Raw genomic sequence first — 22,717 nt, forward strand, 5'->3', positions numbered from 1 at the left:
TCAGAGGAACAGTTCGATGCAGAGGCGAGGCTTACGGCGTCCGGGTGAACCGACACGGAACCGGGAAGCTGCCGCGGAGCGGGCATGAGACGCAGCGAAGCTTCATCACGCCTCGGCTGCGCTTCGGTCGCGGCCGTCATTGCGCTCGTCGTCGCCTCCTGCAATCGGGAGGAGAAGGCGCCGCCGCCGCCAGTGCGCTTCGTCCGGACCGTAACGGTCGAACCGCCGCGTCAGGCGCCCGATCTCACCTTCACCGGACATATCGAGCCGCAGGACCAGGCTGCACTGGCGTTCCGCATCGGCGGACGCCTGGCGGAGCGGCTGGTCGGCGTCGGCGCGAGCGTCAGGGAGGGAGAGACTGTCGCGCGGCTCGACCCTGAGAACGAGCTCAACGATCTGCGCTCGGCCCAGGCCGCGCTGACCGCGGCCCAGGGCGATCTGCGGAAGGCGGACAACCAGTTCCAGCGCCAGAGCCATCTACTCGAACGCCACATCACCACGCAGGCGGATTTCGAGGCCGCCAACCAGGCGCTCACGGCCGCCCGTGCCCAGGTCAATGCCGCTCAGGCACGGGTTCGCTCCGCGGAGGACGTCGTCGGCTTCACAACGCTGACGGCCGATGCGCCCGGTATCGTCACGCGCGTCGGGGCCGAGCCCTCCGAAGTCGTCACAGCCGGTCGGATGATCGTTCAGCTGGCAAGACGCGACGGACGGGACGCCGTCTTCGAGATCCCGGCGGAACGGGTACGGCAGCTCGCGCCCGGCATGCCGGTGCGGGTCGCGCTGACCGGGGAGGGCGGCGCCGAAGCGGCCGGCCGCGTGCGCGAGATCGCGCCGCAGGCGGACCCGGTGACCCGGACCTTCCGGATCAGGGTCGGACTCACCGATCCGTCGCCGGCCTTCCGGCTCGGGGCAGCCGTCTCGGGCTCGGTCCGTGCCGGCGGGGGCGGGGCCATCACCATCCCGGCGACGGCTCTGACGCAACGCGATCAGGGCCTCGGCGTCTGGGTGGTCGATCCCAAGAACCTGACCGTCTCGCTGCGCAAGCTCGACGTGGCGAGCTCCGACCCTGCCGCCGCGAAGATCTCCAAGGGGTTGGATATAGGCGACATCGTCGTCACCGCCGGTGCCGGACTTCTGCGTGAAGGCCAGCGCGTGCGCCTGATCGGAGCGGAGTCGCGATGAGATTCAACCTGTCGGAATGGGCGCTGAAGAGCCGCTCGGTCGTGATCTATCTCATGATCGTGGCGGTCGCTGCCGGCGTCTTCGCCTTCATCCGGCTCGGCCGCAACGAGGACCCCGCCTTCGTCATCAAGACGATGGTCGTCTCCGCGGTCTGGCCGGGCGCCACCATGGAAGACACGCTGAGCCAGGTGACCGAGCGCCTCGAGCGGCAGCTCGAGGAGACGCCGGGCCTCGACAGCGTGCGCAGCTACACCAAGCCCGGTGTGACGACGATCTTCGTCAACCTCAAGGGCGAAGTGCCCGGGCGCCTGGTCCAGGATACCTGGTACAGGGTGCGCAATCTCGTCGCCGACATGCGGCACACGCTGCCGGCCGGCACGCTCGGGCCGTTCTTCAACGACCGCTTCGGCGACACCTTCGGCATCATCTACGGCTTCACCTCGGACGGCTTCACCAGCCGGGACTTGCGCGATCAAGTCGAGACGATCCGGTCGCGGCTGCTGCTGGTGCCCGACGTCTCGAAGATCGAGATCATCGGCGCGCAGGACGAGCGCATCTTCATCGAGTTCTCGGTCAGGGAACTCGCCAATCTCGGCCTCGATCGTTCGGCGCTGCTCGCGGCGCTGCAGGCGCAGAACGTCGTGCGGCCGGCGGGCGAGGTGCAGACGCAGGACGAGAAGTTCTCGGTGCGCGTCTCCGGCGCCTTCCAATCCGAAGCCGATCTGCTGAACATCAACTTCCCGGCGGGCGACCGCATGGTGCGGCTCGCCGACATCGCGACGATCAGGCGCGGGCAGGCCGATCCGCCGACGCCGATGTTCCGCGTCAACGGGCGCGATGCGATCGGGCTCGGCATCGCCATGCGCGATGGCGGCGACATCCTGGCGCTCGGCAACAACGTCAAGAAGGCGATGGCCGAGGTCACCGCCGGCCTGCCGCTCGGCATCGAGCCCTATCTCGTCGCCGACCAGGCCGTGACCGTCTCGCACGCGATCGACGACTTCATGACGTCGCTCTGGCAGGCGGTCGGCATCATCCTCGTCGTCAGCTTCATCAGCCTTGGCGTGCGGCCGGGCCTCGTCGTGGCGCTCGCGATCCCGCTGACGCTCGCCATCGTCTTCGCCTGCATGCTGGTCGCCGGCATCGACATGCAGCGCATCTCGCTCGGCGCCCTGATCATCGCGCTCGCGCTCCTGGTCGACGACGCCATGACCACGACCGACGCCATGGTCACGCGGCTTGCCGCGGGCGAGGAGAAAATGAAGGCGGCGACCTTCGCCTTCGAGAAATACGCCACCGCGATGCTGGCGGGCACGCTGGTGACGATCGCCGGCTTCGTGCCGATCGGCTTCGCCGCGAGCTCGGCCGGCGAATACACCTTCTCGCTCTTCGCGGTGGTGACGATCGCGCTCGTCGTCTCCTGGTTCGTGGCCGTCCTCTTTGCGCCCGTGCTCGGCGTCGCCATGCTGAAGGCACCCGACGCCTCTGCACAGCAGAAGGAGCCGGGGCGTGTCGAGCGCGGCTTCCGAAGCTTTCTCTCAAGCGCGATCAAGCTGCGCTGGGTGACGATCGCGGTGACGCTCGCGCTGTTCGCCGCCGCCATCCTGGCGCTGCCGCTGGTGCCGCGGCAGTTCTTCCCGGCTTCGGACCGGCCGGAGCTGCTCGTCGACCTCACCCTGCCGCAGAACGCCTCGATCTATGCGAGCGAGGACCTCGTGAACCGCTTCGAGGCCTCGCTGAAGGGCGATCCCGACATCGAGCGCTGGAGCACCTATGTCGGCCGCGGCGCGATCCGCTTCTACCTGCCGCTGAATGCGCAATTGCCGAACGACTTCTTCAGCCAGGCGGTGATCGTCGCCAAGGACGTGGCGGCGCGCGAGCGGCTGCAGAAGAAGCTGGAGTCGCTTCTCGCCAAGGACTTCCCCAACGTGGTCGGGCGCGTCTCGCCGCTCGAGCTCGGCCCGCCGGTCGGCTGGCCGGTCCAGTACCGCGTCAGCGGCCCGGACATCGCCGAAGTCCGCAGCATCGCGATGCGGCTCGCCCAGGTCGTCGCGGCGAACCCCAAGGCCCTCCAGATCAATTTCGACTGGGTCGAGCCCGCCCGCGAACTGCGACTGCGCGTCGATCAGGACGAGGCGCGTCGGCTCGGCCTCAGCTCCGCTGCGGTCGCCGCGATCGTCAACACGGTGGTCTCCGGCACGGTCGTCACGCAGGTGCGCGATTCCATTTATCTCGTCGACGTCGTCGTGCGGGCCCAGGACGCCGACCGCGCCTCGTTGGATACGCTGCGCAGCATGCAGGTCGCGCTGCCGAGCGGCCGCTCTGTGCCGGTATCCCAGTTCGTGAGCTTCAGCTACGGGCTCGACTCGCCGCTGATCTGGCGTCGCGACCGGGTGCCGAACCTGACGGTCTCGGCCGATGTGCCGCCCGGCACCTTGCCGGATGCCGTGGTCAGCGCGCTGCAGCCTTCGGTGGACGCACTCCGGAAGGCGCTGCCGGCCGGGTACGACATCACCGTCGGCGGCACGGTCGAGGAGAGCGCCAAGTCGCAGGCCTCCGTCATCGCCGTGATCCCCGTGATGCTGCTGATCATGTTCACGGTACTGATGGCCCAGCTCAGGAGCTTCAGGCTGTTCGCCATCGTGCTCAGCATCGCCCCGCTCGGGCTGATCGGCGTCGTCGCGGCGCTGCTGCTCTCGGGCAAGCCGCTCGGCTTCGTCGCCCTGCTCGGCATCCTCGCCCTGATCGGCATCATCACCAAGAACGCGGTGATCCTGGTCGGGCAGATCGAGGACGAGCGCGCGGCCGGCAAAGGCGTCGTCGAAGCTGCGGTCGATGCCGCCGGCACACGCTTCCGTCCGATCGTGCTGACCGCGATCTCGACGGTGCTCGGCATGATCCCGATCGCGCCGACCGTGTTCTGGGGGCCGATGGCCTTCGCGATCATGGGTGGCCTGCTGGTCGCGACGGTGCTGACCCTCGTCCTTCTCCCCGTCCTCTACGTCACCGTGTTCGGCGCCGCGAGCGCGCGCAACGGCAAGGCGAGACGGACGGCCAGTGCGGGAGCCTCCCGGTCATGAGCGCGATCATCACGAGGCGGATGCCGGCGAGGGATCTGGGACGGGTTGCTGCCGTCACGCTGCTGGGCGCGGTCCTCGCTTCCTGCGGCAGCGAGAAGGCGCCGCAGGCTGAGGGAAGGCCGGTCGGGGTCGTCACCGTCGAGGCCGGGCAGTTCTCCGACGACATCCAGCTCAGCGGCGAGATCCAGGCGAAGAAGGATGTCGGGCTCGCCTTCCGCATCGGCGGGCGCGTTCTCGAGCGCCCAGTCAATGTCGGCGACAAGGTGAAGGCGGGGCAGCTCATCGCCCGGCTGGAGCCCGCACTCGAACAGAATGCGCTGGCCGCAGCCAAGGCGGCACTGGAAGCGGCGCACGGCGAGGTCGACACGGCGCGCAACACCTTCGAGCGCCAGGAGCGCCTGATGGCGCAGGGCTTCACCACGAGGCCGCGCTTCGACCAGGCACAGCGGGCTCAGGAGACCGCGCAGGCACGGCTCGAGAATGCCGAGGCGCAGCTCGAACTGGCCAGGGATCGGCTCGGCTTCACGGAACTGCGCACGGACGTCGACGGCGTCGTGACGGCGCGGCAGATCGAGCCGGGCGAGGTTGTGCAGCCCGGGCAGGTCGTCGTCCAGATCGCCCGCGACGACGACCGCGACGCGGTGTTCAACGTGCCGGCCGCGGTGCTCGACACCCATCTCAGCGATGCCCGGATCCGCGTTGCGCTCGCGGATGCGCCCGCTGTGACGGCCTATGGCTCGGTGCGCGAGGTCGCGCCGCAGGCCGATCCGGTGACGCGGACCTTCGCGATCAGGGTCGGATTGCGGAACCCGCCGGAAGCGATGCGTCTCGGCTCCACGGTCGTCGGCACCATCGAACTCACCACCGCGGCGATCGTTTCGATCCCGGCGAGCGCGCTGACCCAGCAGGGCCGCTCGCCCGCCGTTTGGATCGTCGATCCCGCCAAGTCGACCGTCTCGCTGCGCAGCGTCGATGTGCTGCGTTTCGATCCGGGCACGGTCATCCTGTCCCAGGGACTGGAGCCCGGCGAAACGATCGTCTCGGCCGGTATCCAGGCGCTGCACCCCGGCCAGCGCGTCAGGCCGTTGCCCGGACAGCGGCCTTCGCAGCGGCAGCAAGCCGCTGCGGCGCTGCCGCCGTGACACGGGCGACAAGAGCTCGCGCGGATACCAAGCCCGAGCGTTTCGGGGTCTGGCCGACAGACCTGACGTTTCCCTGGCAGAGGACATCGATGGAGATCATTCCGGCAGTGGGAGAAGCAGAGAAACTCGGGACCGACCTGCTCGTCCTGGGTGTCTTTCGCGATGGCCCGCTGACAGGGTCGGCGCGGGCTGTGAACGATCGCTGCGCGGGCCGGCTCGCCGGCCTCCTCGACCAGGCCGATCTCGGGGAGGCGGTCGGTGCGACGTGCATGATCGGGCGCCTGCCCGGCATCGCCGCAAAGCGTCTGCTCCTGGTCGGTCTCGGGCGGGCGGAAACCTTTTCGGACAAGGCTTATCGCCAGGCACTTTCCGTCGTGGCCAAAGCCCTCAATGACGACCCCGCGGCGGAGGTGGTCGTAACACTGGCGGAGAATGAAGTTCCGCGCCGGACTCTCAGCTGGCGGATGCAGCAGGCCGGGCGGGCTCTCGCCGATGGCCGTTATGATTTTGGCCTTCCCGACGGCTCCGTTCGGGAAGAGCGGCGCAATATCGTGCTGCTCGTGCCGCAGGCCTTGACCTCCGAACTCGTCCGGGCCCTGCAGCAGGGGGTGGCGATCGGGGAGGGGGTCTCCTTCGCCAAGGAACTCGGAAACCTGCCGCCCGATTTATGCACGCCGGCCTTCATCGCGCAGACAGTGGAGGCGATGGCGAGCCAGTTCGGCTTCGGCGTCCAGGTGCTGGGTCGGCACGACTTCGAAGAACATGGATTGGCCGCCTTTCTGGCGGGCGAGGAGGTCGCGGCCGGCGCCTGCAAGCTGATGGTCATCAAAAGCGATCGACGCATGGCAGCGGGCCGCCCCATCGTCCTGATCGGCGACGGCATCGCGGCTTTCGAGGCGCTTCCTGAACATGAGCAGCATCTGCACCGGGCCCCGATCCGCGACATGCGCGGCATCGGCGGTGTTTTGGGTGCGATGCGCGCCGTCGAGCGTCTCGGCCTCGCCTTGAATGTCGTGGGCCTGATCGTGACCAGCCAGGGCGAATTTCCCCAAGGCGCCGGGCGACAGACAGCCATGTCGGCGGCTGGCCTCGGGCATTTCCCACCGGAAGCGTCGCTGTTGGGGGACGTGCTCGGCTATGCCGCGCATTTCTCGCCGAGTTGCGTCATCGACGTCGCCGCTCTGACGCGCGCCTGCGTCCTCGCATTGGGCAGCCACACCAGTGGCCTGTTCGCCAATGATCAGGCGCTGGCGTCGGAATTGGTGAAGTGCGGCGGAAATTCCGGAGACCGCGTCTGGCAGCTCCCCTTGTGGGACGACGATCCGGCGTCCTCTCCGGGCGGCGAGGCAGATCTGGCCGATGGCCCGCCCGATGCGATCGCCGCGGCGTCGAACCTGGCGCGATTCGCCACCGCCTATCCCTGGGCGCATCTGGACATTTCCGGCACGGCCTCGACCGCCGGCCGCACGCGCCGGGCGACCGGGCGCCCGGTCCCGTTGCTGGCCGAATTCCTCATCGGCCGGGCGCGGACGGTCCCGGGCCAGCCGATCTTTACCCCCCGCCCCAAAACGGAGCTGCACTCATGAGCGATCTCGTCTTCATCGCCTTTCCGACCGAACAGAAGGCCGAGGAGGTCCGCCAGAAGGTCCTCTCGCTTCAGCGCGAATACCTGATCGAGCTCGGCGACGCCGTCGTCGTCGTCAAGGACGAAAAAGGCCACGTCAAACTCAACCAGATGATCAACCTGACCGCCACGGGGGCGGCTTCCGGGGCACTCTGGGGCACGCTGATCGGCTTCATCTTCCTGTCGCCGCTGCTCGGCACCGCGATCGGCGCTGCCTCGGGCGCGCTGGGCGGCAAGTTCAGCGACATCGGCATCAACGACCAGTTCATGAAAGATGCCGCCTCGGCTCTGCAGCCGAACACTGCGGGCCTCTTCCTGCTCATCCGCAAGATGACGACGGACAAGGTTCTGGCCGATCTCAAGGGAGCCGGCGGCACGTTGATCAGCACCTCCTTCGACGAGACGAAGGAGGCCCAGCTGCGCGAAGCCCTTTCCGCCGCCGCGGACACGCAAGCGGCGGCGACGTGACCCTGGACTGGAGCCTGGGGGCGGAGGCCGCCGTCTGGGCGGAATCGACCGCGCGGCTCGACAATTTCCGGCCTCTGCTTCGGGCGGAGGAGGAGATCGTCGCCAGGCTCCAGTCCGGCAATTTCGACAGGCTGGGGGACGGCGTTCTGCCCACGGAGCCGGACCCGGCTCGGCTGGTGCGCGCCACCTTCCTGCGTTTCCTGATTCTGGGCGGAGAGGTCGGCTGCCGGCCCCATGAGAAGGGCGTGCTCGTCCGGGGCGCCTGGATCTCGGAGGCGCTCGATCTCGAAGCCTGCCGCGTGTTCCGCGATATCGGCCTGAACGACTGTCATTTCGAGGCGACGCCGATCCTGCGCGCGGCGATCATCAACCGGCTGTTCCTTGACGGCTCGCGGCTGCCAGGGCTTCAGGCGGAGCGGCTCGAAGCGCGCGGCGGGGTCTATCTGCGTGGTGCGGAGGTCGAGGGTGCGGTCAACCTCGACCAGGCCCGCCTCGGCGGGAATCTCCAATGCGATGGCGCAACGATCCGCAACCGTGGAGACTACGCCTTGCTGGGCCGAAGCCTGGAGGCGCGCAACGTGCTCCTGCGCGGCACGACGCTGCGCGGCGGCGTCAACCTGTCCGGCGCCGTCCTGGCCGCCGATCTCGATGCCGCAGGGGCGACCATCCCGGCTTTCGAACAGATGGCGCTCGATGCGAGCGAGATCGCCTGCCATGGCAGCGTCGTCCTGCGGAACACCCGCGTGACCGGTGAGGTGCGGCTGACCGGCTCGGCCATCACCGGCGATCTCGACTGCTCCGGCACCGTCGTCGAAAATGCGGGGCAGACTGCGATCGAGGCGAGCCGTGTCGCGGTCAAGGGCGCCTTCTTCCTGCGGCGCGACGCGCGGCTGGATGGCACGCTCGCGCTCACCGGCGCCTCGATCGGCACGATCCATGACGAGGCGGCCTGCTGGCCGAAGCCTGGCGACCTGCTCCTCAACCGCTGCCGCTACGGCGCCTTCATCGACGGCCCCGTCGATGCGGAGAGCCGCGTGGACTGGCTGGCGCGCCAGACACCCGAGCGCTGGGGCGAGGATTTCTGGCCGCAGCCCTATGAGCAGCTCGCCTCCGTCTTTCGCGAGATGGGGCATGGCGAGGATGCCAGCTCCGTGCTCGTCATCAAGGAGCGGCTGCAGCGCAGGGCGCGGCGGGCACGGACGGAGAACCCGATATGGCGGGCGGTTCTCTTCGTCGCCGACGGCATTCTCGGGATCACGCTCGGCTATGGCCGCAGGCCGCTTTTCGCCCTCGTCTGGCTCGTCTTCTTCTGGCTCGCGGGCGTCGCGATCTTTGCCTATGCCGAGCGCCAGGGCGCCGTGATGCCCAACAGCGCCGTCGTACTGCGTGCGCCGGAATGGACCTTGTGCGGCATCGAGCAGAGCGAGCAGAGGCCGCTTGTCGCCAGCGGGATGTCGCAAGGGCTGGCGGCGGCTGGCCAGAACCAGCTCGCCTGCTTCCGGCAGCGCTGGGAGGCTTCGAGCTACCCCGCCTTCAGCCCCTGGATGTATTCGCTCGACACGCTGCTGCCCGTGCTGGACATGGGCCAGCGCAGCTTCTGGCGGCCGAATCCGACCAAGCCCGGGGGGCGGGTCGCGATCAACTATTTCTATTTCCAGTCGGTCGTCGGCTGGGCCTTGAGCCTGCTTGCGGTCGCGGGTTTCTCAGGGCTGGTGAAGTCGTCGTGACGCGGCCGGTTCTGCCAACAAGGGTGATGTCGTGAGCAAGGCACCTTCCACTTCCAGCCGCACCGGCGATGAGCGCGAGAGCGCCCCATCGCGCGAGCCGCTCAACATCGATCTCGCCCTGCAGGGCGGCGGCGCGCATGGCGCCTATACCTGGGGCGTGCTGAACCGGATCCTCGAGGAGGACTGGCTGACGATCGAGGCGATCTCGGGCACCTCGGCCGGCGCCATGAACGCGGCGGTCCTCGCCTCCGGCTACGTCAAAGGTGGGCGGGACGGGGCACGCGAGGCGCTGAACGAATTCTGGCGGAAGGTCTCGGAAGCCGCGCGCTTCAGCCCGTTCCAGCGCTCGCCGCTCGACGTGCTGCTTGGCCGCTGGACGCTCGACAGATCGCCGCTCTTCGTGGCGATGGACATGATGTCCCGCGTCGTCTCGCCCTACAGCCTCAACCCGATGGGCACGAACCCGCTGAGCGACATCCTCGCCGAGGTGATCGACTTCGACGCCATCGCGAAAAGCCCGATCAAGCTGTTCATCAGCGCGACGAACGTCCGGACCGGCCGCAACCGCGTCTTCCGCAATGCCGAGGTCACGCCCGAGGTGCTGCTCGCCTCAGCCTGCCTGCCGACGCTGTTCCAGGCGGTCGAGATCGACGGCGAGAGTTATTGGGACGGCGGCTATTCCGGCAATCCGACCATGACCCCGCTGATCGAGGAGAGCAACGCGAGCGACACGATCCTCGTCCAGATCAACCCGGTCGAGCGGCCGGGCACGCCGCGCACGGCGCGCGACATCCTGAACCGCCTCAACGAGGTCTCCTTCAACGCGGTGCTGCTGAAGGAGCTGCGCATGATGGCGCTCCTGCAGCGCGAGGCGGTGCCTGGCTCGGGTGAGGGCGCCCGCTGGGCGCGCATGCGCATCCACCGCATCGCCAGCGACGCGATGACCGAGCTCGGCTACTCTTCCAAGCTCAATGCCGAATGGGAATTCCTGACGATGCTGCATGACGAGGGCAGGCGCTCGGCCGAGATGTTCTACCGGGCGAATCGCGACGAGATCGGAAAGCGTTCGACGCTCGATCTCGCCGAGTTCACCAAGGGGGTTTGACGGGTGACTTCAAGATCGAGCGTAGCCGGCAAAGCTTCGGATGCAGAATTGGGCGGGCCTATGACGAGTGGCGGTATCTATCAGGCGGCGCAGGTCGTCGTTGCGACGATCCTGGTCGTCGCGGCGCTGTCGATCGCGAGTTCGGTCTTCGCCCCGGTCGCCTTCGCGCTGTTCATCATCGCATTGGTCTGGCCTCTGCAGAAGACGCTTCAGGGCTTTCTGCCGCGGTTGCTCGCGCTCGCCGTCAGCGTCATCGTGATGACCGTCGCATTCGTTTACATCGGCTCGCTGGTGGTGTCCGCGTTCGGACGCGTCGGGCGCTGGATCGTCAACGACGCCGCCCGCTTCCAGGCCTTCTACGATCAGATCACGCTCTGGCTCGAGGGGCACGGAATCGCGGTGGCGGGAGCATGGTCGGAGGCGTTCAGCGTCGGCTGGATGCTGCGCACCGCGCAGACCGTCACCGGCCGCCTGAACAGCACGATGAGCTTCTGGCTCGTTGTTCTCGTCTACGTCTTTCTCGGGCTGCTGGAGGTCGACGATTTCGGCCGCAAGCTCAAGGGCATGCGCAACCGCGCCGCCGGGGCCTTGCTGCTGCAAGGCAGCATGATGACGGCGGCCAAGATCAGGCGCTACATGCTGGTGCGAACGCTGATGAGCGTGATCACCGGCGTCTTGGTCTGGCTCTTCGCCAGGGCCGTCGGGCTGCAACTGGCCGAGGAATGGGGCTTCATCGCCTTCTCGCTCAACTACATCCCGTTCCTCGGGCCGCTCGTCGCCACCGTTTTCCCGACCCTGTTCGCGATGACGCAGTTCGGCTCCTGGCAGGCGGTGGTCGCGGTCTTCGCCTGCCTCAACCTGATCCAGTTCGTCGTCGGCAGCTATGTCGAGCCGCGCGTCGCCGGCAGCGCGCTCTCGATCTCGCCGGCGACGGTGCTGTTCTCGGTGTTCTTCTGGAGCTACCTCTGGGGCGTGTTCGGCGCCTTCATCGGCGTGCCCATCACCATCGCCTTCCTCACCTTCTGCGCCCTGCATCCGTCGAGCCTGTGGCTGGCCGAAATCTTCGGCTCGCCGCAGAAGGACGAGAAGGTCCCTGAAAGCTCGCCCGTCACGCCGTGACGGCGGGCCGTGCGGGCTCGATCACGATGCGCTGCGGTGCGAGCAGCGCGATCCCCTCGGGCGCCGCCGCCAGCGTGTGGATGTAGAAGCAGGTCGGCTCCGCATTCGTCGCCTCCATGACCGGAGAAGGCGCGGAGACGATCTTCAGCGCTCCGCAGCGCCCGATCCAGTCGATATGGCGGTGGCCGTGCATCGCGACCATGCGGGCGGCGACGGGCCGCAGCAGCCGCAGGAGGCGGCTGCCGTTGATCAGCGCGGTTCCGATGCGCTCCGAGAAGGCTTTTGCCGGTTTCGGATACTCGATCGGATGGTGATGGAGCGCCAGGATCCAGCGCGCCTGCGGGAACTCACGAGCCACTGCGAGGATCGCCTGCATGTCCTCCTCCGCGACGAGGCCAAGCGCATTGGTGAAGGAGAAATGCGCCTCCGCATTCGAGTTCAGCAGGATGACGCCGAGCCCGTCCGGCTCCGCCGGCGCCAGCACCATCGGAAAGGAATCCGCCCAGATTGCTTCGAGGCCCGCCGATCGGCGCAGGCCGCCCGCATCGGCGAAGGCAGCGATCTTCTCGCGATGCGGCTCGAGGGCAGCGGTGAGGCTCTTGGCGAGCCTGGTCCGGCTCTCGGAGAAGACCTGAACGCGCTCGCCCTGCAGGGCTGCCATAGCTGAGAGGGTCCGCATCTGGCGCAGGTGCTTGCCCGGGCTGCCCGGCAGCTCGAGCCGGGCCGGATTGGCGCGATCGACGATGTTGACGTCGTGATTGCCCGGCAGGATCAGGCAGCGCTCGGCGAGGGCGGGATGGCGCGCGATCGCGTCGAGGAATTCGCCCCACTCGGCGGAGCGCCCGGCATCGGTCATGTCCCCGGTGATGAGCAGCAGGTCGAGCGGCTCGCTCTCGTGGATCTCCGCCAGCCTGTCCAGCACCTGCAGGAAGCGTTCGTTGCCGCGCGGACCGGCGCGTCCGCTTTCGATCCGGAAGCCATAGCGCTCGCCGACGACATGGACGTCGGAAAGATGGGCGACGCGCCATCGGCGCGCTGACGCCGGCACCGTGTCGAAGCCGCCGAGGTCGCGTGGCTGGTCCATCAGGCCGTCGGCCATGCCCCAGAGCAGCGACGCCAACGCCAGATAGACCGACATCAGCGCGACGGCATTTGCGAGAGCCGGCACGACGAGCCGCAGCGGGTCGATGAAGTCGGCGAAGCCGCCCGACCAGCGCGTCGCCGGCCAGACCAGGGCGAAGACCGCCCCGGCGACGGCGCAGCCCAGCAAGCCTGCCCCGATCGCGCTGCCTGCCCGCAATCGTGCGCGCTTGTCGGGATCGGTTCCGACGGAACTGAAACTCTCCGCAAGATGCTGCAGTCCTTCGCGGCAGACCGCGTAGCCCGGCTGGACCACCAGAGCGTTCAACGACCAGAAGCTCTTCTCCGCGATGCGGAACAGTGGCCGGAAGCCATACCAGCCGACGATTCCGACAAGTGCGAGCAAAACGAGCGAACCGATCCCGGCCAGCGCCACCACCCGGCCCGATACCGATGCGAACCACGCCGTCACCACCAGCGGAGCCGCGCCCAGCAGGAGGCTCGGCAGCAAGGCGCCGAGAACCCAGGCGAGCGCGAGCTTGGGCAGGCTGATCTCGCCGAGCAGACTGCCGGCGATCGCGATCAGCGAATGCTTCTTGGTGCTGCTGGCATCATCCTCTGCGTCGCCATTGCGCGGCTCGATGATCATGGACACGACAACCCCGCGGAGCAGAGAGCTGTGATTGGCGAAAACCTTGGCCGATTCATGCGATCCCCGGAGCGCGGCACGGAACGCCATCCTGCTCATATCGGGCCGGCCACTGCCAGCAGCGCCGGCGAGAATGGGACGCGGCGCACAGGAGTGAGACGTCGGGCTGATGTTGCCCGTGGAGGCGGAGGCTACCTTGCCTTGACGGCCCGGCAGGGCACCCACAGAGGCGGGCGGATGGAATGAAGGCGGCGGCCACAGCCGACGACACGCCGCTCTCGGCGCTTTTCACCCGCGGGCTCGGGCTGCTGCTGCTTTGGGTCATCCTGATCGGACCGGCGCTCAAGGATTTGCCCGTAGGGCTCGTCGCCAGCGCAGCGGGGGTCTGGGCCAGTACGGCGCTCTGGCCGGGCGGCGGAAAGCTGTCATGGATGGGCCTCCTCCGTTTCCTGGCCCGTTTCCTGCCGCAATCCGTCTTTGCAGGGCTCGACGTGGCAAGGCTCGCCTTTGCCCGCACGCCCGATCTGCAGCCCGGCTTTACGACCTGCCGCTCCACGATCCCCGCCGGCCTGGCGCGTGACTCGGCCTGCGCGGTGATGAGCCTGCAGCCGGGCAAGCTGCCGGTTTTCGCCGAGGCCGACGGAACGCTGCACATCCATTGCCTCGATCTGCGCGAAGCCGTGGCCCAGCAGGTCGCCGACGACGAGGCGGCATTCCGGCGAATCCTCAAGCCGGAGAGACGCGATGGCTGATTTCCTGACCGCGGCGGCGCTCCTCATCCTGGCGGTGACCGCCGTCGCTCTGTTCCGGGTTCTGCGTTCCGGCATCGTCGCCGAACGCATGATGGCGGTGCAGTTGCTCGGGACAGGCGGAGCGGCGGCCCTCCTGCTGCTGGGGGCTGCTTCCGGATCGGCCGCGACGAGCGATGTCGCGCTGCTGCTCGCACTGTTTGCGGCCTTCCCTTGCGTCGCCTTCGTGCTTGGCGCGGAGGGGCCGGGCGCCGATCGGGATTCGTCGAAGGAGCGGCCGTGAACGGCCTCGCCGACATCGTCACCATCATTCTGGTGACTGCGGGAGCGCTGCTTTTTCTGGCCGGCACGCTCGGCCTGCTGCGCTTTCCCGATACGCTCAGCCGCTTGCACGCCATCAGCAAGGCCGACAATCTCGGGCTCGGCTTGATCGTGATCGGCCTGCTGCCGCAAGCGACGAGCGTTTCCGGCGGCGTGAAGCTCATCTGCGTCTGGCTGCTCGCGCAGCTTTCGGCCGCGACGGCGAGCCAGCTGCTCGCCCGTGCCGTCCATCGCGACAGAGCCGAGCCATGACGCTCCTGCTCGATCTCGCGCTCGTCGCCTGGCTCCTGGGGCTCGCGGCCTATGTTGTCGCGCGGCGGGACGAGCGCAGCGCGATCATCGCCTTCCTGGCCTTCGGCCTCCTGCTCGGGCTGGTTTGGGTGCGGCTCGCGGCGCCGGACGTGGCCCTGACCGAGATCGCCATCGGCGGGGGCGGGACGGGCATCCTGCTGCTGCGAGCGGAGGCTGCGCTCCGCGGCCGTGGCAAGCACGAGGAGCCGATGCGGCGCGCCGGAAAGCTCGCCGTGGCTGTGGGCTGCGCCGCCATCTCCACGGGGCTCGCCTTCGCCGTGCTGACCTTGTCCTCTCCCGCTCCGACGCTGGCGCCGGCGGCTTCGGAGGCGCTGGGAACGACGGGGCTGGGCAACCCCGTCACCGCCGTGCTGCTGGCCTATCGCGCGCTCGACACGCTGCTGGAGAAGGTCGTGGTGCTGCTCGCCCTGATCGGGGTCTGGTCGCTGGCGCCGGACGGCGTCTGGGGCGGCGCGCCCGAGGTGAAGCCCGCCGCCGTTCCGGGGCCGCTGGCCTATCTCGCACGCACCCTGCCGCCCTTCGGCGTCGTGATCGGCGTCTACATGTTCTGGGTCGGGGCTGACGCGCCGGGCGGCACCTTCCAGGCCGGGACGGTGCTGGCCGCGATGTGGCTGCTGGTGATGATGGCGGGGCTCTATCCGCCGCCCGATACGGCCCGGCCGCTGCTGCGGCTCGTGCTCACGGGGGGCCCGGCCCTGTTCCTGGCGATCGCGTTTCTCGGTTTCGCCTTTGCAGGCGGCTTCCTCGCTTACCCCGAAGGGCTCGCGAAACCCCTCATCGTGGCGATCGAGGCGGCCCTGACGCTGTCCATCGCAGCCGCGCTCGCCATGCTGGTCGCCGGCCCCGCCCGAAAGGCGCCCGCACGATGACGGCTGCGCTTCAGCCCGGCATTCTGTTCGGCCTATGCGGCGCAGCGCTTGTCGGCATCGGGCTCTTCGCCGTCGTGACTCATCCCGGACTGCTGCGGCGGATCATCGGCTGCAACATTCTGGGGGCGGGCATCTTCCTGGTCTTCGGCGCCGTCGCCCGGCGCGGCGCAGGTGCCGGCCTCGAGGCTGATCCAGTGCCGCAGGCGCTGGTGATCACCGGCATCGTCGTGGCCTTTTCGGCGAGCGCGCTGGCCGTCGCACTGCTGAAGCGGCTCTCCGAACTGAACGTGGGCGAGCGTGCAGGCGCCGAGGCTGCACCCGAGCCACGGAGCGGAACGTGACGCCGCTCGTCCACGCCACCACGCCGGGCGGCTTCCTGCTGGTCCTGGCCGTGATCCTGCCGGTCTGCGCCGTGCTCGCGATCCTCGCCTGCGGGCCCCGCAGCGCGGCGCGGATCGCGATGACGACGTTTGCGGCCGGGCTCGCCGTTGCCATCGCGATCGCCGTCCAGTTGATGTCGAGCGGGGCTGCGCTGTCCTATGTCGTCGGCGCCTGGCAGCCACCGCTTGGCATCGCGCTGCGGGCCGACGGGCTTTCGGGCGCGATGCTCGTGATGACGGCGCTTGTCATCGTCGCCGTAGGGCTTTTCGCGCGAACCCAGCACAAGCTTCATGAGGGCGCGGAAGACGGGCGCGCGCCGACGACCTTCTGGCTGATGCTGCTCGCGCTCTGGAGCGCGTTGAACGCGGTCTTCGTCGGCGAGGACCTGTTCAATCTCTATGTCGCGCTGGAGCTGCTGACTTTCGCGGCGGTGCCGCTCGTCTGCCTCGACGGCCGGGCCGAGACCGTCAAGGCCGCGCTGCGCTACCTGCTGTTCGCGCTGATCGGCTCGTTGCTCTATTTGCTCGGGACCGGGCTGATCTACGGCCAATACGGCACGCTCGACCTGCTCGCGCTGTCGCGCCTCAGCCGACAGGACCCGGCACTTGCGGCGGCGCTGGCGCTGATGATCGTCGGGCTCCTGGCCAAGGCGGCGCTGTTTCCGCTGCATCTGTGGCTGCCCCCCGCTCATGCCGGGGCGCCGGCGCCGGCGAGCGCCGTGCTCTCGGCGCTGGTGATCAAGGCGCCGATCTTCCTGATCCTGCGGCTGGTGCTCGATGTAGCCCCGCCGCAATCGGCCGCTGTTGCGGGCCAATTGCTGGCCGTCCTCGGCGCGGCCTCGATCCTGTTCTGCAGCGTCATGGCGCTCCGGCAGGCGCGGCTCAAGCTGATGATCGCCTACTCGACCGTCGCGCAGATCGGCTATCTCTTCATCGTCTTTCCACTGGCCGCCGGCAGCCCCGAGCTGCCGCCCTGGGGAACGATCGCCTGGACCGGCGGCGCGCTCCAGCTCATCTCGCACGCGCTGGCGAAGGCGGCGATGTTCCTGGCGGCCGGCGCCATTGCCGAGGCCTTCGGCCACGACCGCATCGCCGATCTGCGCGGCTTCGGCCGGGTGCTGCCGTTCAGCGCAGCTGCGTTCGGACTGGCCGGGCTATCGCTGATGGGCATTCCGCCGAGCGGCGGCTTCGTCGCCAAGATCCTGTTGCTGACGGCAGCGGTGACCGAGGGTTATCCATGGCTGGCCGCGACGATTCTGGCCGGCGGCCTTCTCGCCGGCGGCTATGTCTTCCGCGTGATCGACAAGGCACTGGCCGTCCCCGCCGTTCCCATTGCGCCGCTACGCAAGGTGCCGCGACGGCTCGAACTCGCGGCGCTGGCCCTTGCCGTGGCGGCCGTTCTGCTCGGCTTCGTGCCGCTGCGCCCCTTCGGCTTCCTGCAGATCGGCCGTGACGGCCTCGCCGCGGCGTGGGCGCCATGACCGCCACCAGCCTCCTTCTCGCCTCGGCCCTGCTGGTGCCGCTCCTGCTGGCAGCCTGCTGCCTGTCGCCGTGGTTCCGGGCGAGGGCGCTGGCTGCGCTCGCCGTCGCCCCGCTTCCGGCGCTCGCGGCGGCGATCCTCATACCGGAAGGCCGCTTCGCCATTTTCCCCGCGCCGTTCCGGCTGACACTGGTGCTCGACCAGCCGGGCGCGATCCTGCTTGCAGGAGCGGCGCTGCTCTGGAGCGCGGCCGGCGCCTATGCCGCCTCGCAGATGGCCCGCGACCCGGCTGCACCACGCTTCGCCATCTGGTGGCTGCTGACGCTCGGCGGCAGCCTCGGCCTCTTCCTCGTCGGCGATGTCGTGAACTTCTACCTGCTGTTCACGCTGGCGAGCCTCGCGGCCTACGGCCTGATCATCCATGAGCAGAGCGCTCCCGCGCAACGGGCCGGCGTCATCTATGTGGCGCTGGCGCTGCTGGGCGAGGCGTTCCTCCTGATCGCGCTGGTGATGCTGGCGGCTGGCCATCCCGACGCCAACCCGCAGATCCGTGGCGTCGTCGCCGATCTCCAGGCCAATCCGATGCGGGAGGGCATCGTCGCGCTGTTCATCCTCGGTTTCGCGCTGAAGATGGGGCTGGTGCCGCTGCATGTCTGGCTGCCGCTGGCGCATCCGGCGGCGCCGACGCCGGCTTCGGCGGTGCTGAGCGGCGTCGTGGTCAAGGCCGGCGTGATCGGGCTGATCCGCTTCCTGCCCTTCGAGGCGGGAATGCCGCTCCCGGGCACCGTCCTGATCGCGGTCGGCATCGTCACGGCCTATTACGGCGCCATGGTCGGCATCACCCAGCGGCGCGCCAAGACGGTGCTGGCCTATTCCACCGTGAGCCAGATGGGTCTGCTGGCGGTGCTGCTGGGCGTCGGCCTCGACACCGCCGACCCAGCCGCCACCCATCTCACCGCCTATTACGCCGTTCACCACACGCTGGTGAAGGGCGCGCTCTTCCTCGGCATCGGCATCCTGGCGGCAACCGGCGGGCGGCGGCTGAGGCTTGTGCTGCTGCTGACCGCTGTGCTCGCGCTGAGCCTCGGCGGCCTGCCGCTGACCAGCGGCGCGCTGGCCAAGCTCGCGACCAAGCCGATGCTCGGCTATGGCTGGCTCGCCGGCGCGATGACTCTTGCCGCTGCCGGCAGCACCGCACTCATGGTGCATTTCCTGCTGATCGTCCGGCGAGATACGATCGGCAACCCTGCAGGATCACCACCGCTCGGGCAGCTCGTGCCCTGGCTTATCGTTCTCGTCGCCTCGCTCATCGTTCCCTGGTCGCTCTATCCTGCGGTGTCCGGCGAAACCGTCGCCAGCCTGCTCCAGCCGGAAGCACTCTGGAAGGTGACCTGGCCGATGCTGCTCGGCGCGGCGGCGATGCTGTTCGTCGACCGCTTGCCCCGTCGCCTGGGCGCGATTCCCGAGGGAGACATCGTCGTCCTCCTGCAAAAGGGCGGGCCGTTCGTTCGCGGCCTCTCGAACCGCATCGGAGAGATCGATGTCCATCTGAGGCGTTGGCCGGCGGCCGGGCTGGGACTGATCGCTCTTGCCATCCTGCTCGGTGGCGCTTTGATGCTCCGGACCTGACGAAGGCCTGCAGGAGACCGCTGCGTGACACCGATCGAAAGCACTGCCGTCGTCACCGTGGCCGCGATCGTATTGTTCACCTGGAACAGGCTGCCGGTCGTCGTGGTCGCGATCGGGGCGGCGCTGGCACTGTGGGCGACCGGCGTGGTCACGCTCGAGCAGGCCTTCGCCGGCTTCGGGGACCGCGCCGCCCTTTTCGTCGCCAGTCTCTTCATCGTCAGCGCGGCCTTGGAGAAGACCGGCGTCACCGCCTGGGCGGGCCAATATCTGATCGCCAAGGCCGGCAGCGATGGCCAGACGCGCCTACTGATCATCATCATGGTCGCAGCCGGCTGTCTCAGCGCCTTCATCAGTGGCAGCGGAGCGGTCGCAGCCCTCATGCCGGTGGCGGTCATGGCGGCGGTGCGGCTGCGCCAGTCGCCGGCCCAGTTGCTGATGCCGCTCGCCTTCGCCTCCCATGCCGGCTCCAACCTCCTGCTGACCGGGGCGCCCAAGAACATCCTGGTGTCGGAGGCGCTGGAGGATGCCGGCCTGCAGGGCTTCGCCTTTGCCGAATTCGCCTTCGTCGGCCTGCCGCTTCTGGCCGGCACGATCGCGATCATCCTGCTGCTGGGCAAGCGCCTGCTGCCGCAGCAAAGCAGCGCGCGGCTGCCGGCCGATTTCAGCCGGCACGCCCAGACCCTCGTCGAGCATTACGGACTGAGCGACGGCATCTTCCGGCTGCGCGTGCGCTCGACCTCGTCCTACATCGGCGTCGCACCGGGCAATATCGATCTCGGTGCGGATGGGCGGCTCAGCCTGATGGCTGTGCAGGCCGGAGACACGGCAATGCCGCTGCGGGCGCCGGCGGTTTCGGAGGGCGACTACCTCCTCGTGCGCGGCGATGCCGAGGCCGTTGCGACGCTGGCGGCGGACAAGCACCTCGCCCTGCGTGACGATCCTGCTCAAAAAGGACTGTTCAGCCGGCGCTCGGGCCTGGCCGAGGTCGTGATTCCGCCGCGCTCGGCGCTGATCGGCCGCGCTCTCTTTCCGGGCATGGTGACCGACAGCGGCGATCTCGTCGTGCTCGCCGTCCAGCGGGCCGGCGTCGACATTGATCCGGGCGAAACGCTGGCCGCCGGCGACACGCTGCTGCTCGAAGGCAGCTGGGAAGCGCTCGATCTGCATCTCGACGATCCCGACGTGCTCGTCGTCAACTCGCCCGACCTCGTCAGGCGCCAGGCCGTGCCGATGGGGGCTGGCGCCGGCGTCGCGCTGGCGGTGCTGGCCGGCCTCGTCACAATGCTCGCGACGGGCATCCTGCCGCCGGCCGTCGCCGGGCTCCTCGGTGCCGGGGCGCTGATCGGCGCCGGCATCATGAGCGTCGAGCAGGCCTATCGCGCGATCAACTGGACGACGGTGATCCTGATCGCGGCGATGATGCCGCTCTCTACCGCAATGGTGCAGTCGGGTGCGGCCAAGATCGTGGCCGACCATCTCGTGACGCTGACCGGCGGGGCAGGCCCCATCGTCTTTCTCGCCGGCCTCTTCGTGCTGACCGCGAGCCTCGGCCAGGTCATGAGCAACACGGCGACGACGATGCTGGTCATCCCGATCGCCATGGCCGCAGCCGCCGGCATGGGCGTCTCGCCGCGGCCAGTCCTGATGAGCCTGTGCGTCGCCGGCTCCGCCTCGTTCCTGACGCCGATCGCGACCGCGACCAACATGATGGTCATGGGTCCGGGCGGCTACAGCTTCAACAGCTACTGGAAGCTCGGCGCGCCATTGATGCTCTGGTTCTTCGTGATCGCCGTCTTCTACGTCCCGCTGATCTGGCGGTTCTGAAGGGTGGCCTGCGCTCCGGCCTCAGGCCGAGGGCCCTTCAAAGCGCTTCCAACCCCAGAGGCCGACGAGCACGATCAGCGATCCGACGAAGGCAGCGATCACATCCCTGAGCGAAATCGCGATGTTGTCGAGGCCCGGCAGAATCTGGAGCCACCGGAAGAGCAGGCCGCCGACCACGGCGCCCGCCAGACCCACGGCGAGATTCCGCAAGAAGCCGAAGCCGCGCCTGTCCCATCTGATCGCGAGGCCAGCCAAGCCGCCGCCGATCACTCCAATGATGATCCAGACAATCACATGATCGAGCGTCTGCATGTTCCCCCCAAGTCGCGATCGATAGCGGCGGGACGTTCGCTTTGCCCGCCCGCAGAAACAACGCTAGAGCATCTCCGCGTTTATTCGATACGCGGAACTGCTCTTGCTCTTTGTTTTAAAGCATTTTCTTTACGCGAAGCGATACCCGCTGCGCTCGAAAATGCTCTAGAACGAGACCCAGTGGCACCGGCGAATAGGCCGTCCCCATCGATCCCAATGAGTCCGGCAAACCCGCCTGCGGGGGCGATTATGGCGGTGCCAGTGCCGATAGTGATGCCGGCGGTGGACCGGGTGGCCCCTGCGATGCTGGGACCAGTCGATCGGCCTCCCGTCCGGCAGCCTGAGTTCCTGATCCGGCGATGGCGTCGGCTGCCGCGGCGCCGCTTCGGCCTCCCGCGCCGGGAGGGCCAGGGCGGAGCCCGTTGCAAGGGCAAGCAATCCGAACAGAAATGAACGTCGTTCCATGGGATGCGCTCCGGACTGGCTTCGGAAAAAGCAGTCTAGAGGCTGTCATGGGCCATGGGAACGATTTGATGAGGTCGAAGCGGTGGAGATGGGACCGGAAGGTTTGTGTCCTCGCTCCCCTCATTCGCGCAAAATCGCCAGCGTCAAATCACTTCCATGGCCCATAGCAGCCTGTGGAGCGCGCGAAGCCGTGCGGCCAATATCTTCGGTACCTTGCAAGGCGGCTTTCAAACCGTGTCGTTACCGGAACATCTTGGTCAGAATAGCCGCGACATGCTGCAGGGCGACATCCTTCAAGCGTCGCCGGTGCCAGGCGAGATGGAGCGAGAAGCCCGGCACCGGCAGCGGCGGCGGGAACGAAACCAGCCCCTCGAAGGATGACAGCACGCGCGAAGGCAGGAGGACGATCATGTCCGAGCCGTGCAGCAGTGCCTGGACCATCTGGAAATTCGGCACGACGAAGCCGACGCGCCGCGTCAGGCCGCGGCTGGCGAGTTCCGCATCGACGGGAGTGCGCGTATCGCCGCGGCCGGATACGAGAATATGCGGATAGGCCAGCCACGCCGCGAGACCGAACGCGGCTTCGGCCGGGTGACCGCGGCGCATCGCGACGGCATAGTGTTCGACCAGAAGCTCCTCGCGATGGAGGTCATCCTCCGCCGGCGGAAACACGGAAATGGCGATATCGCTGGTGCCCTCGACCAGGGCCGCGCGGGCAGTATCGGCGCCATGCCACGGCTGGATCACGATATCGATCCCCGGTGCCGAACGCTGCAGCTCCTCCTGCAACGGGCCGATCAGGAACACGGCCGGATAGTCGGCCGTGGTGATGCGCAAGGTCAGGCGGATTTCCGCGAGCGGCACCTGCGGCGGCTCGACGAGCTCCGTCACGCCGGCGAGCAGCGATTTCAGCGGGGCGCGCAGTGATTCCGCCTTTGGCGTCAGGAACATCGTTCCCCGGCCACGTTCGAGAAGCTCGTCCCGAAACAGATGGCGGCAACGCTGCAGCGCTGCGGATGTGGCCGGCTGCGACAGCCCGAGCCGATCGGCTGCGCGGCTGACATGCGCCTCGTCCAGAAGCGCGTCGAGAACCACCAGGAGATTGAGATCGAGCGACCTTAAATTCATCGGTTCGATAATGTGATAGATCGATAATCGATTGGAAGAATTTCTTGTTTGACCGCAGGGTCGTCTCGC

The 22,717-nt window shown here is 68.2% G+C and carries 19 protein-coding genes; 16 read left to right on the forward strand and 3 right to left on the reverse strand.

Annotation, left to right across the window (positions count from 1 at the left end):
• Window positions 1-84: 84 nt before the first annotated feature.
• From AB4Z10_RS13990 to AB4Z10_RS14025, 8 genes are all read left to right on the forward strand, one after another.
• A complete protein-coding gene (locus AB4Z10_RS13990) occupies window positions 85-1,185 on the forward strand; it encodes an efflux RND transporter periplasmic adaptor subunit (protein ID WP_441470988.1) in 1,101 nt (366 codons plus the stop codon).
• Window positions 1,182-4,265: an efflux RND transporter permease subunit gene (locus AB4Z10_RS13995; RefSeq protein ID WP_441470989.1), complete on the forward strand. Its 3,084-nt coding sequence runs from the start codon at window positions 1,182-1,184 to the stop codon at window positions 4,263-4,265. Before AB4Z10_RS13990 ends, AB4Z10_RS13995 begins: the two co-directional genes overlap by 4 nt.
• The gene (locus AB4Z10_RS14000) at window positions 4,262-5,407 is read left to right on the forward strand and encodes an efflux RND transporter periplasmic adaptor subunit (RefSeq protein WP_441470990.1); all 1,146 of its coding nucleotides are present in this window, start codon (window positions 4,262-4,264) and stop codon (window positions 5,405-5,407) included. The genes AB4Z10_RS13995 and AB4Z10_RS14000 overlap by 4 nt, the downstream gene beginning before the upstream one ends.
• A gap of 89 nt (window positions 5,408-5,496) precedes the next feature.
• On the forward strand, window positions 5,497-6,993 hold the full coding sequence (locus AB4Z10_RS14005) for a M17 family peptidase N-terminal domain-containing protein (protein WP_441470991.1): 1,497 nt from the start codon (window positions 5,497-5,499) through the stop codon (window positions 6,991-6,993).
• Window positions 6,990-7,499, forward strand: coding sequence for a DUF1269 domain-containing protein (locus AB4Z10_RS14010; RefSeq protein ID WP_441470992.1), 510 nt, complete (start codon window positions 6,990-6,992; stop codon window positions 7,497-7,499). The genes AB4Z10_RS14005 and AB4Z10_RS14010 overlap by 4 nt, the downstream gene beginning before the upstream one ends.
• Window positions 7,496-9,226: a hypothetical protein gene (locus AB4Z10_RS14015; RefSeq protein WP_441470993.1), complete on the forward strand. Its 1,731-nt coding sequence runs from the start codon at window positions 7,496-7,498 to the stop codon at window positions 9,224-9,226. Before AB4Z10_RS14010 ends, AB4Z10_RS14015 begins: the two co-directional genes overlap by 4 nt.
• Window positions 9,227-9,257: 31 nt before the next feature.
• Window positions 9,258-10,331, forward strand: a complete 1,074-nt coding sequence (locus AB4Z10_RS14020) for a patatin-like phospholipase family protein (RefSeq protein WP_441470994.1) — start codon at window positions 9,258-9,260, stop codon at window positions 10,329-10,331.
• Between the two features lie 60 nt (window positions 10,332-10,391).
• Entirely contained in the window at window positions 10,392-11,450 is a 1,059-nt protein-coding gene (locus AB4Z10_RS14025) for an AI-2E family transporter (RefSeq protein ID WP_441470995.1), read from the forward strand.
• On the opposite strand, the gene AB4Z10_RS14030 is transcribed toward AB4Z10_RS14025, so the two are convergent.
• Entirely contained in the window at window positions 11,440-13,179 is a 1,740-nt protein-coding gene (locus AB4Z10_RS14030) for a metallophosphoesterase family protein (RefSeq protein WP_441471089.1), read from the reverse strand. The genes AB4Z10_RS14025 and AB4Z10_RS14030 overlap by 11 nt on opposite strands.
• A 242-nt stretch (window positions 13,180-13,421) precedes the next feature.
• Between AB4Z10_RS14030 and AB4Z10_RS14035 the strand changes: the two genes are divergently transcribed.
• Genes AB4Z10_RS14035 through AB4Z10_RS14070 form a run of 8 tightly spaced genes read left to right on the forward strand, consistent with a single transcriptional unit; the run spans window position 13,422 to window position 20,743 of the window.
• On the forward strand, window positions 13,422-13,931 hold the full coding sequence (locus AB4Z10_RS14035) for a Na+/H+ antiporter subunit E (protein WP_441470996.1): 510 nt from the start codon (window positions 13,422-13,424) through the stop codon (window positions 13,929-13,931).
• The gene (locus AB4Z10_RS14040) at window positions 13,924-14,211 is read left to right on the forward strand and encodes a monovalent cation/H+ antiporter complex subunit F (RefSeq protein WP_441470997.1); all 288 of its coding nucleotides are present in this window, start codon (window positions 13,924-13,926) and stop codon (window positions 14,209-14,211) included. Before AB4Z10_RS14035 ends, AB4Z10_RS14040 begins: the two co-directional genes overlap by 8 nt.
• Window positions 14,208-14,501 carry a cation:proton antiporter gene (locus AB4Z10_RS14045; protein ID WP_441470998.1) on the forward strand — a complete coding sequence of 98 codons (294 nt, stop codon included), beginning with the start codon at window positions 14,208-14,210 and terminating at the stop codon, window positions 14,499-14,501. Before AB4Z10_RS14040 ends, AB4Z10_RS14045 begins: the two co-directional genes overlap by 4 nt.
• Window positions 14,498-15,430 (forward strand): hydrogenase subunit MbhD domain-containing protein, encoded by a 933-nt coding sequence (locus AB4Z10_RS14050; RefSeq protein WP_441470999.1) that lies wholly within the window; start codon window positions 14,498-14,500, stop codon window positions 15,428-15,430. The genes AB4Z10_RS14045 and AB4Z10_RS14050 overlap by 4 nt, the downstream gene beginning before the upstream one ends.
• The gene (locus AB4Z10_RS14055; RefSeq protein ID WP_441471000.1) at window positions 15,427-15,771 is read left to right on the forward strand and encodes an NADH-quinone oxidoreductase subunit K; all 345 of its coding nucleotides are present in this window, start codon (window positions 15,427-15,429) and stop codon (window positions 15,769-15,771) included. Before AB4Z10_RS14050 ends, AB4Z10_RS14055 begins: the two co-directional genes overlap by 4 nt.
• Window positions 15,768-17,291 (forward strand): complex I subunit 5 family protein, encoded by a 1,524-nt coding sequence (locus AB4Z10_RS14060; protein ID WP_441471001.1) that lies wholly within the window; start codon window positions 15,768-15,770, stop codon window positions 17,289-17,291. The genes AB4Z10_RS14055 and AB4Z10_RS14060 overlap by 4 nt, the downstream gene beginning before the upstream one ends.
• On the forward strand, window positions 17,288-18,919 hold the full coding sequence (locus AB4Z10_RS14065; RefSeq protein WP_441471002.1) for a complex I subunit 5 family protein: 1,632 nt from the start codon (window positions 17,288-17,290) through the stop codon (window positions 18,917-18,919). The genes AB4Z10_RS14060 and AB4Z10_RS14065 overlap by 4 nt, the downstream gene beginning before the upstream one ends.
• A gap of 24 nt (window positions 18,920-18,943) precedes the next feature.
• The gene (locus AB4Z10_RS14070; RefSeq protein ID WP_441471003.1) at window positions 18,944-20,743 is read left to right on the forward strand and encodes an SLC13 family permease; all 1,800 of its coding nucleotides are present in this window, start codon (window positions 18,944-18,946) and stop codon (window positions 20,741-20,743) included.
• Between the two features lie 21 nt (window positions 20,744-20,764).
• Here the strand turns inward: AB4Z10_RS14070 and AB4Z10_RS14075 are convergent, their stop codons facing one another.
• Both AB4Z10_RS14075 and AB4Z10_RS14080 read right to left on the reverse strand, forming a co-directional pair.
• Window positions 20,765-21,055 carry a GlsB/YeaQ/YmgE family stress response membrane protein gene (locus AB4Z10_RS14075; RefSeq protein ID WP_441471004.1) on the reverse strand — a complete coding sequence of 97 codons (291 nt, stop codon included), beginning with the start codon at window positions 21,053-21,055 and terminating at the stop codon, window positions 20,765-20,767.
• A gap of 705 nt (window positions 21,056-21,760) precedes the next feature.
• Window positions 21,761-22,648: a LysR family transcriptional regulator gene (locus AB4Z10_RS14080; protein WP_441471005.1), complete on the reverse strand. Its 888-nt coding sequence runs from the start codon at window positions 22,646-22,648 to the stop codon at window positions 21,761-21,763.
• Window positions 22,649-22,717: the final 69 nt, after the last annotated feature.

This window comes from Allobosea sp. RAF48 (assembly GCF_052114025.1).
GTDB lineage: Bacteria > Pseudomonadota > Alphaproteobacteria > Rhizobiales > Beijerinckiaceae > Allobosea.

Bases quoted from the DNA above. Each gene is read 5' to 3' on its own strand.
- AB4Z10_RS13990 (WP_441470988.1), top strand. From the start codon at position 85: ATGAGACGCAGCGAAGCTTCATCACGCCTCGGCTGCGCTTCGGTCGCG.
- AB4Z10_RS13995 (WP_441470989.1), top strand. From the start codon at position 1,182: ATGAGATTCAACCTGTCGGAATGGGCGCTGAAGAGCCGCTCGGTCGTG.
- AB4Z10_RS14000 (WP_441470990.1), top strand. From the start codon at position 4,262: ATGAGCGCGATCATCACGAGGCGGATGCCGGCGAGGGATCTGGGACGG.
- AB4Z10_RS14005 (WP_441470991.1), top strand. From the start codon at position 5,497: ATGGAGATCATTCCGGCAGTGGGAGAAGCAGAGAAACTCGGGACCGAC.
- AB4Z10_RS14010 (WP_441470992.1), top strand. From the start codon at position 6,990: ATGAGCGATCTCGTCTTCATCGCCTTTCCGACCGAACAGAAGGCCGAG.
- AB4Z10_RS14025 (WP_441470995.1), top strand. From the start codon at position 10,392: ATGACGAGTGGCGGTATCTATCAGGCGGCGCAGGTCGTCGTTGCGACG.
- AB4Z10_RS14030 (WP_441471089.1), bottom strand. From the start codon at position 13,179: ATGATCATCGAGCCGCGCAATGGCGACGCAGAGGATGATGCCAGCAGC.
- AB4Z10_RS14035 (WP_441470996.1), top strand. From the start codon at position 13,422: ATGAAGGCGGCGGCCACAGCCGACGACACGCCGCTCTCGGCGCTTTTC.
- AB4Z10_RS14040 (WP_441470997.1), top strand. From the start codon at position 13,924: ATGGCTGATTTCCTGACCGCGGCGGCGCTCCTCATCCTGGCGGTGACC.
- AB4Z10_RS14050 (WP_441470999.1), top strand. From the start codon at position 14,498: ATGACGCTCCTGCTCGATCTCGCGCTCGTCGCCTGGCTCCTGGGGCTC.
- AB4Z10_RS14055 (WP_441471000.1), top strand. From the start codon at position 15,427: ATGACGGCTGCGCTTCAGCCCGGCATTCTGTTCGGCCTATGCGGCGCA.
- AB4Z10_RS14065 (WP_441471002.1), top strand. From the start codon at position 17,288: ATGACCGCCACCAGCCTCCTTCTCGCCTCGGCCCTGCTGGTGCCGCTC.
- AB4Z10_RS14075 (WP_441471004.1), bottom strand. From the start codon at position 21,055: ATGCAGACGCTCGATCATGTGATTGTCTGGATCATCATTGGAGTGATC.
- AB4Z10_RS14080 (WP_441471005.1), bottom strand. From the start codon at position 22,648: ATGAATTTAAGGTCGCTCGATCTCAATCTCCTGGTGGTTCTCGACGCG.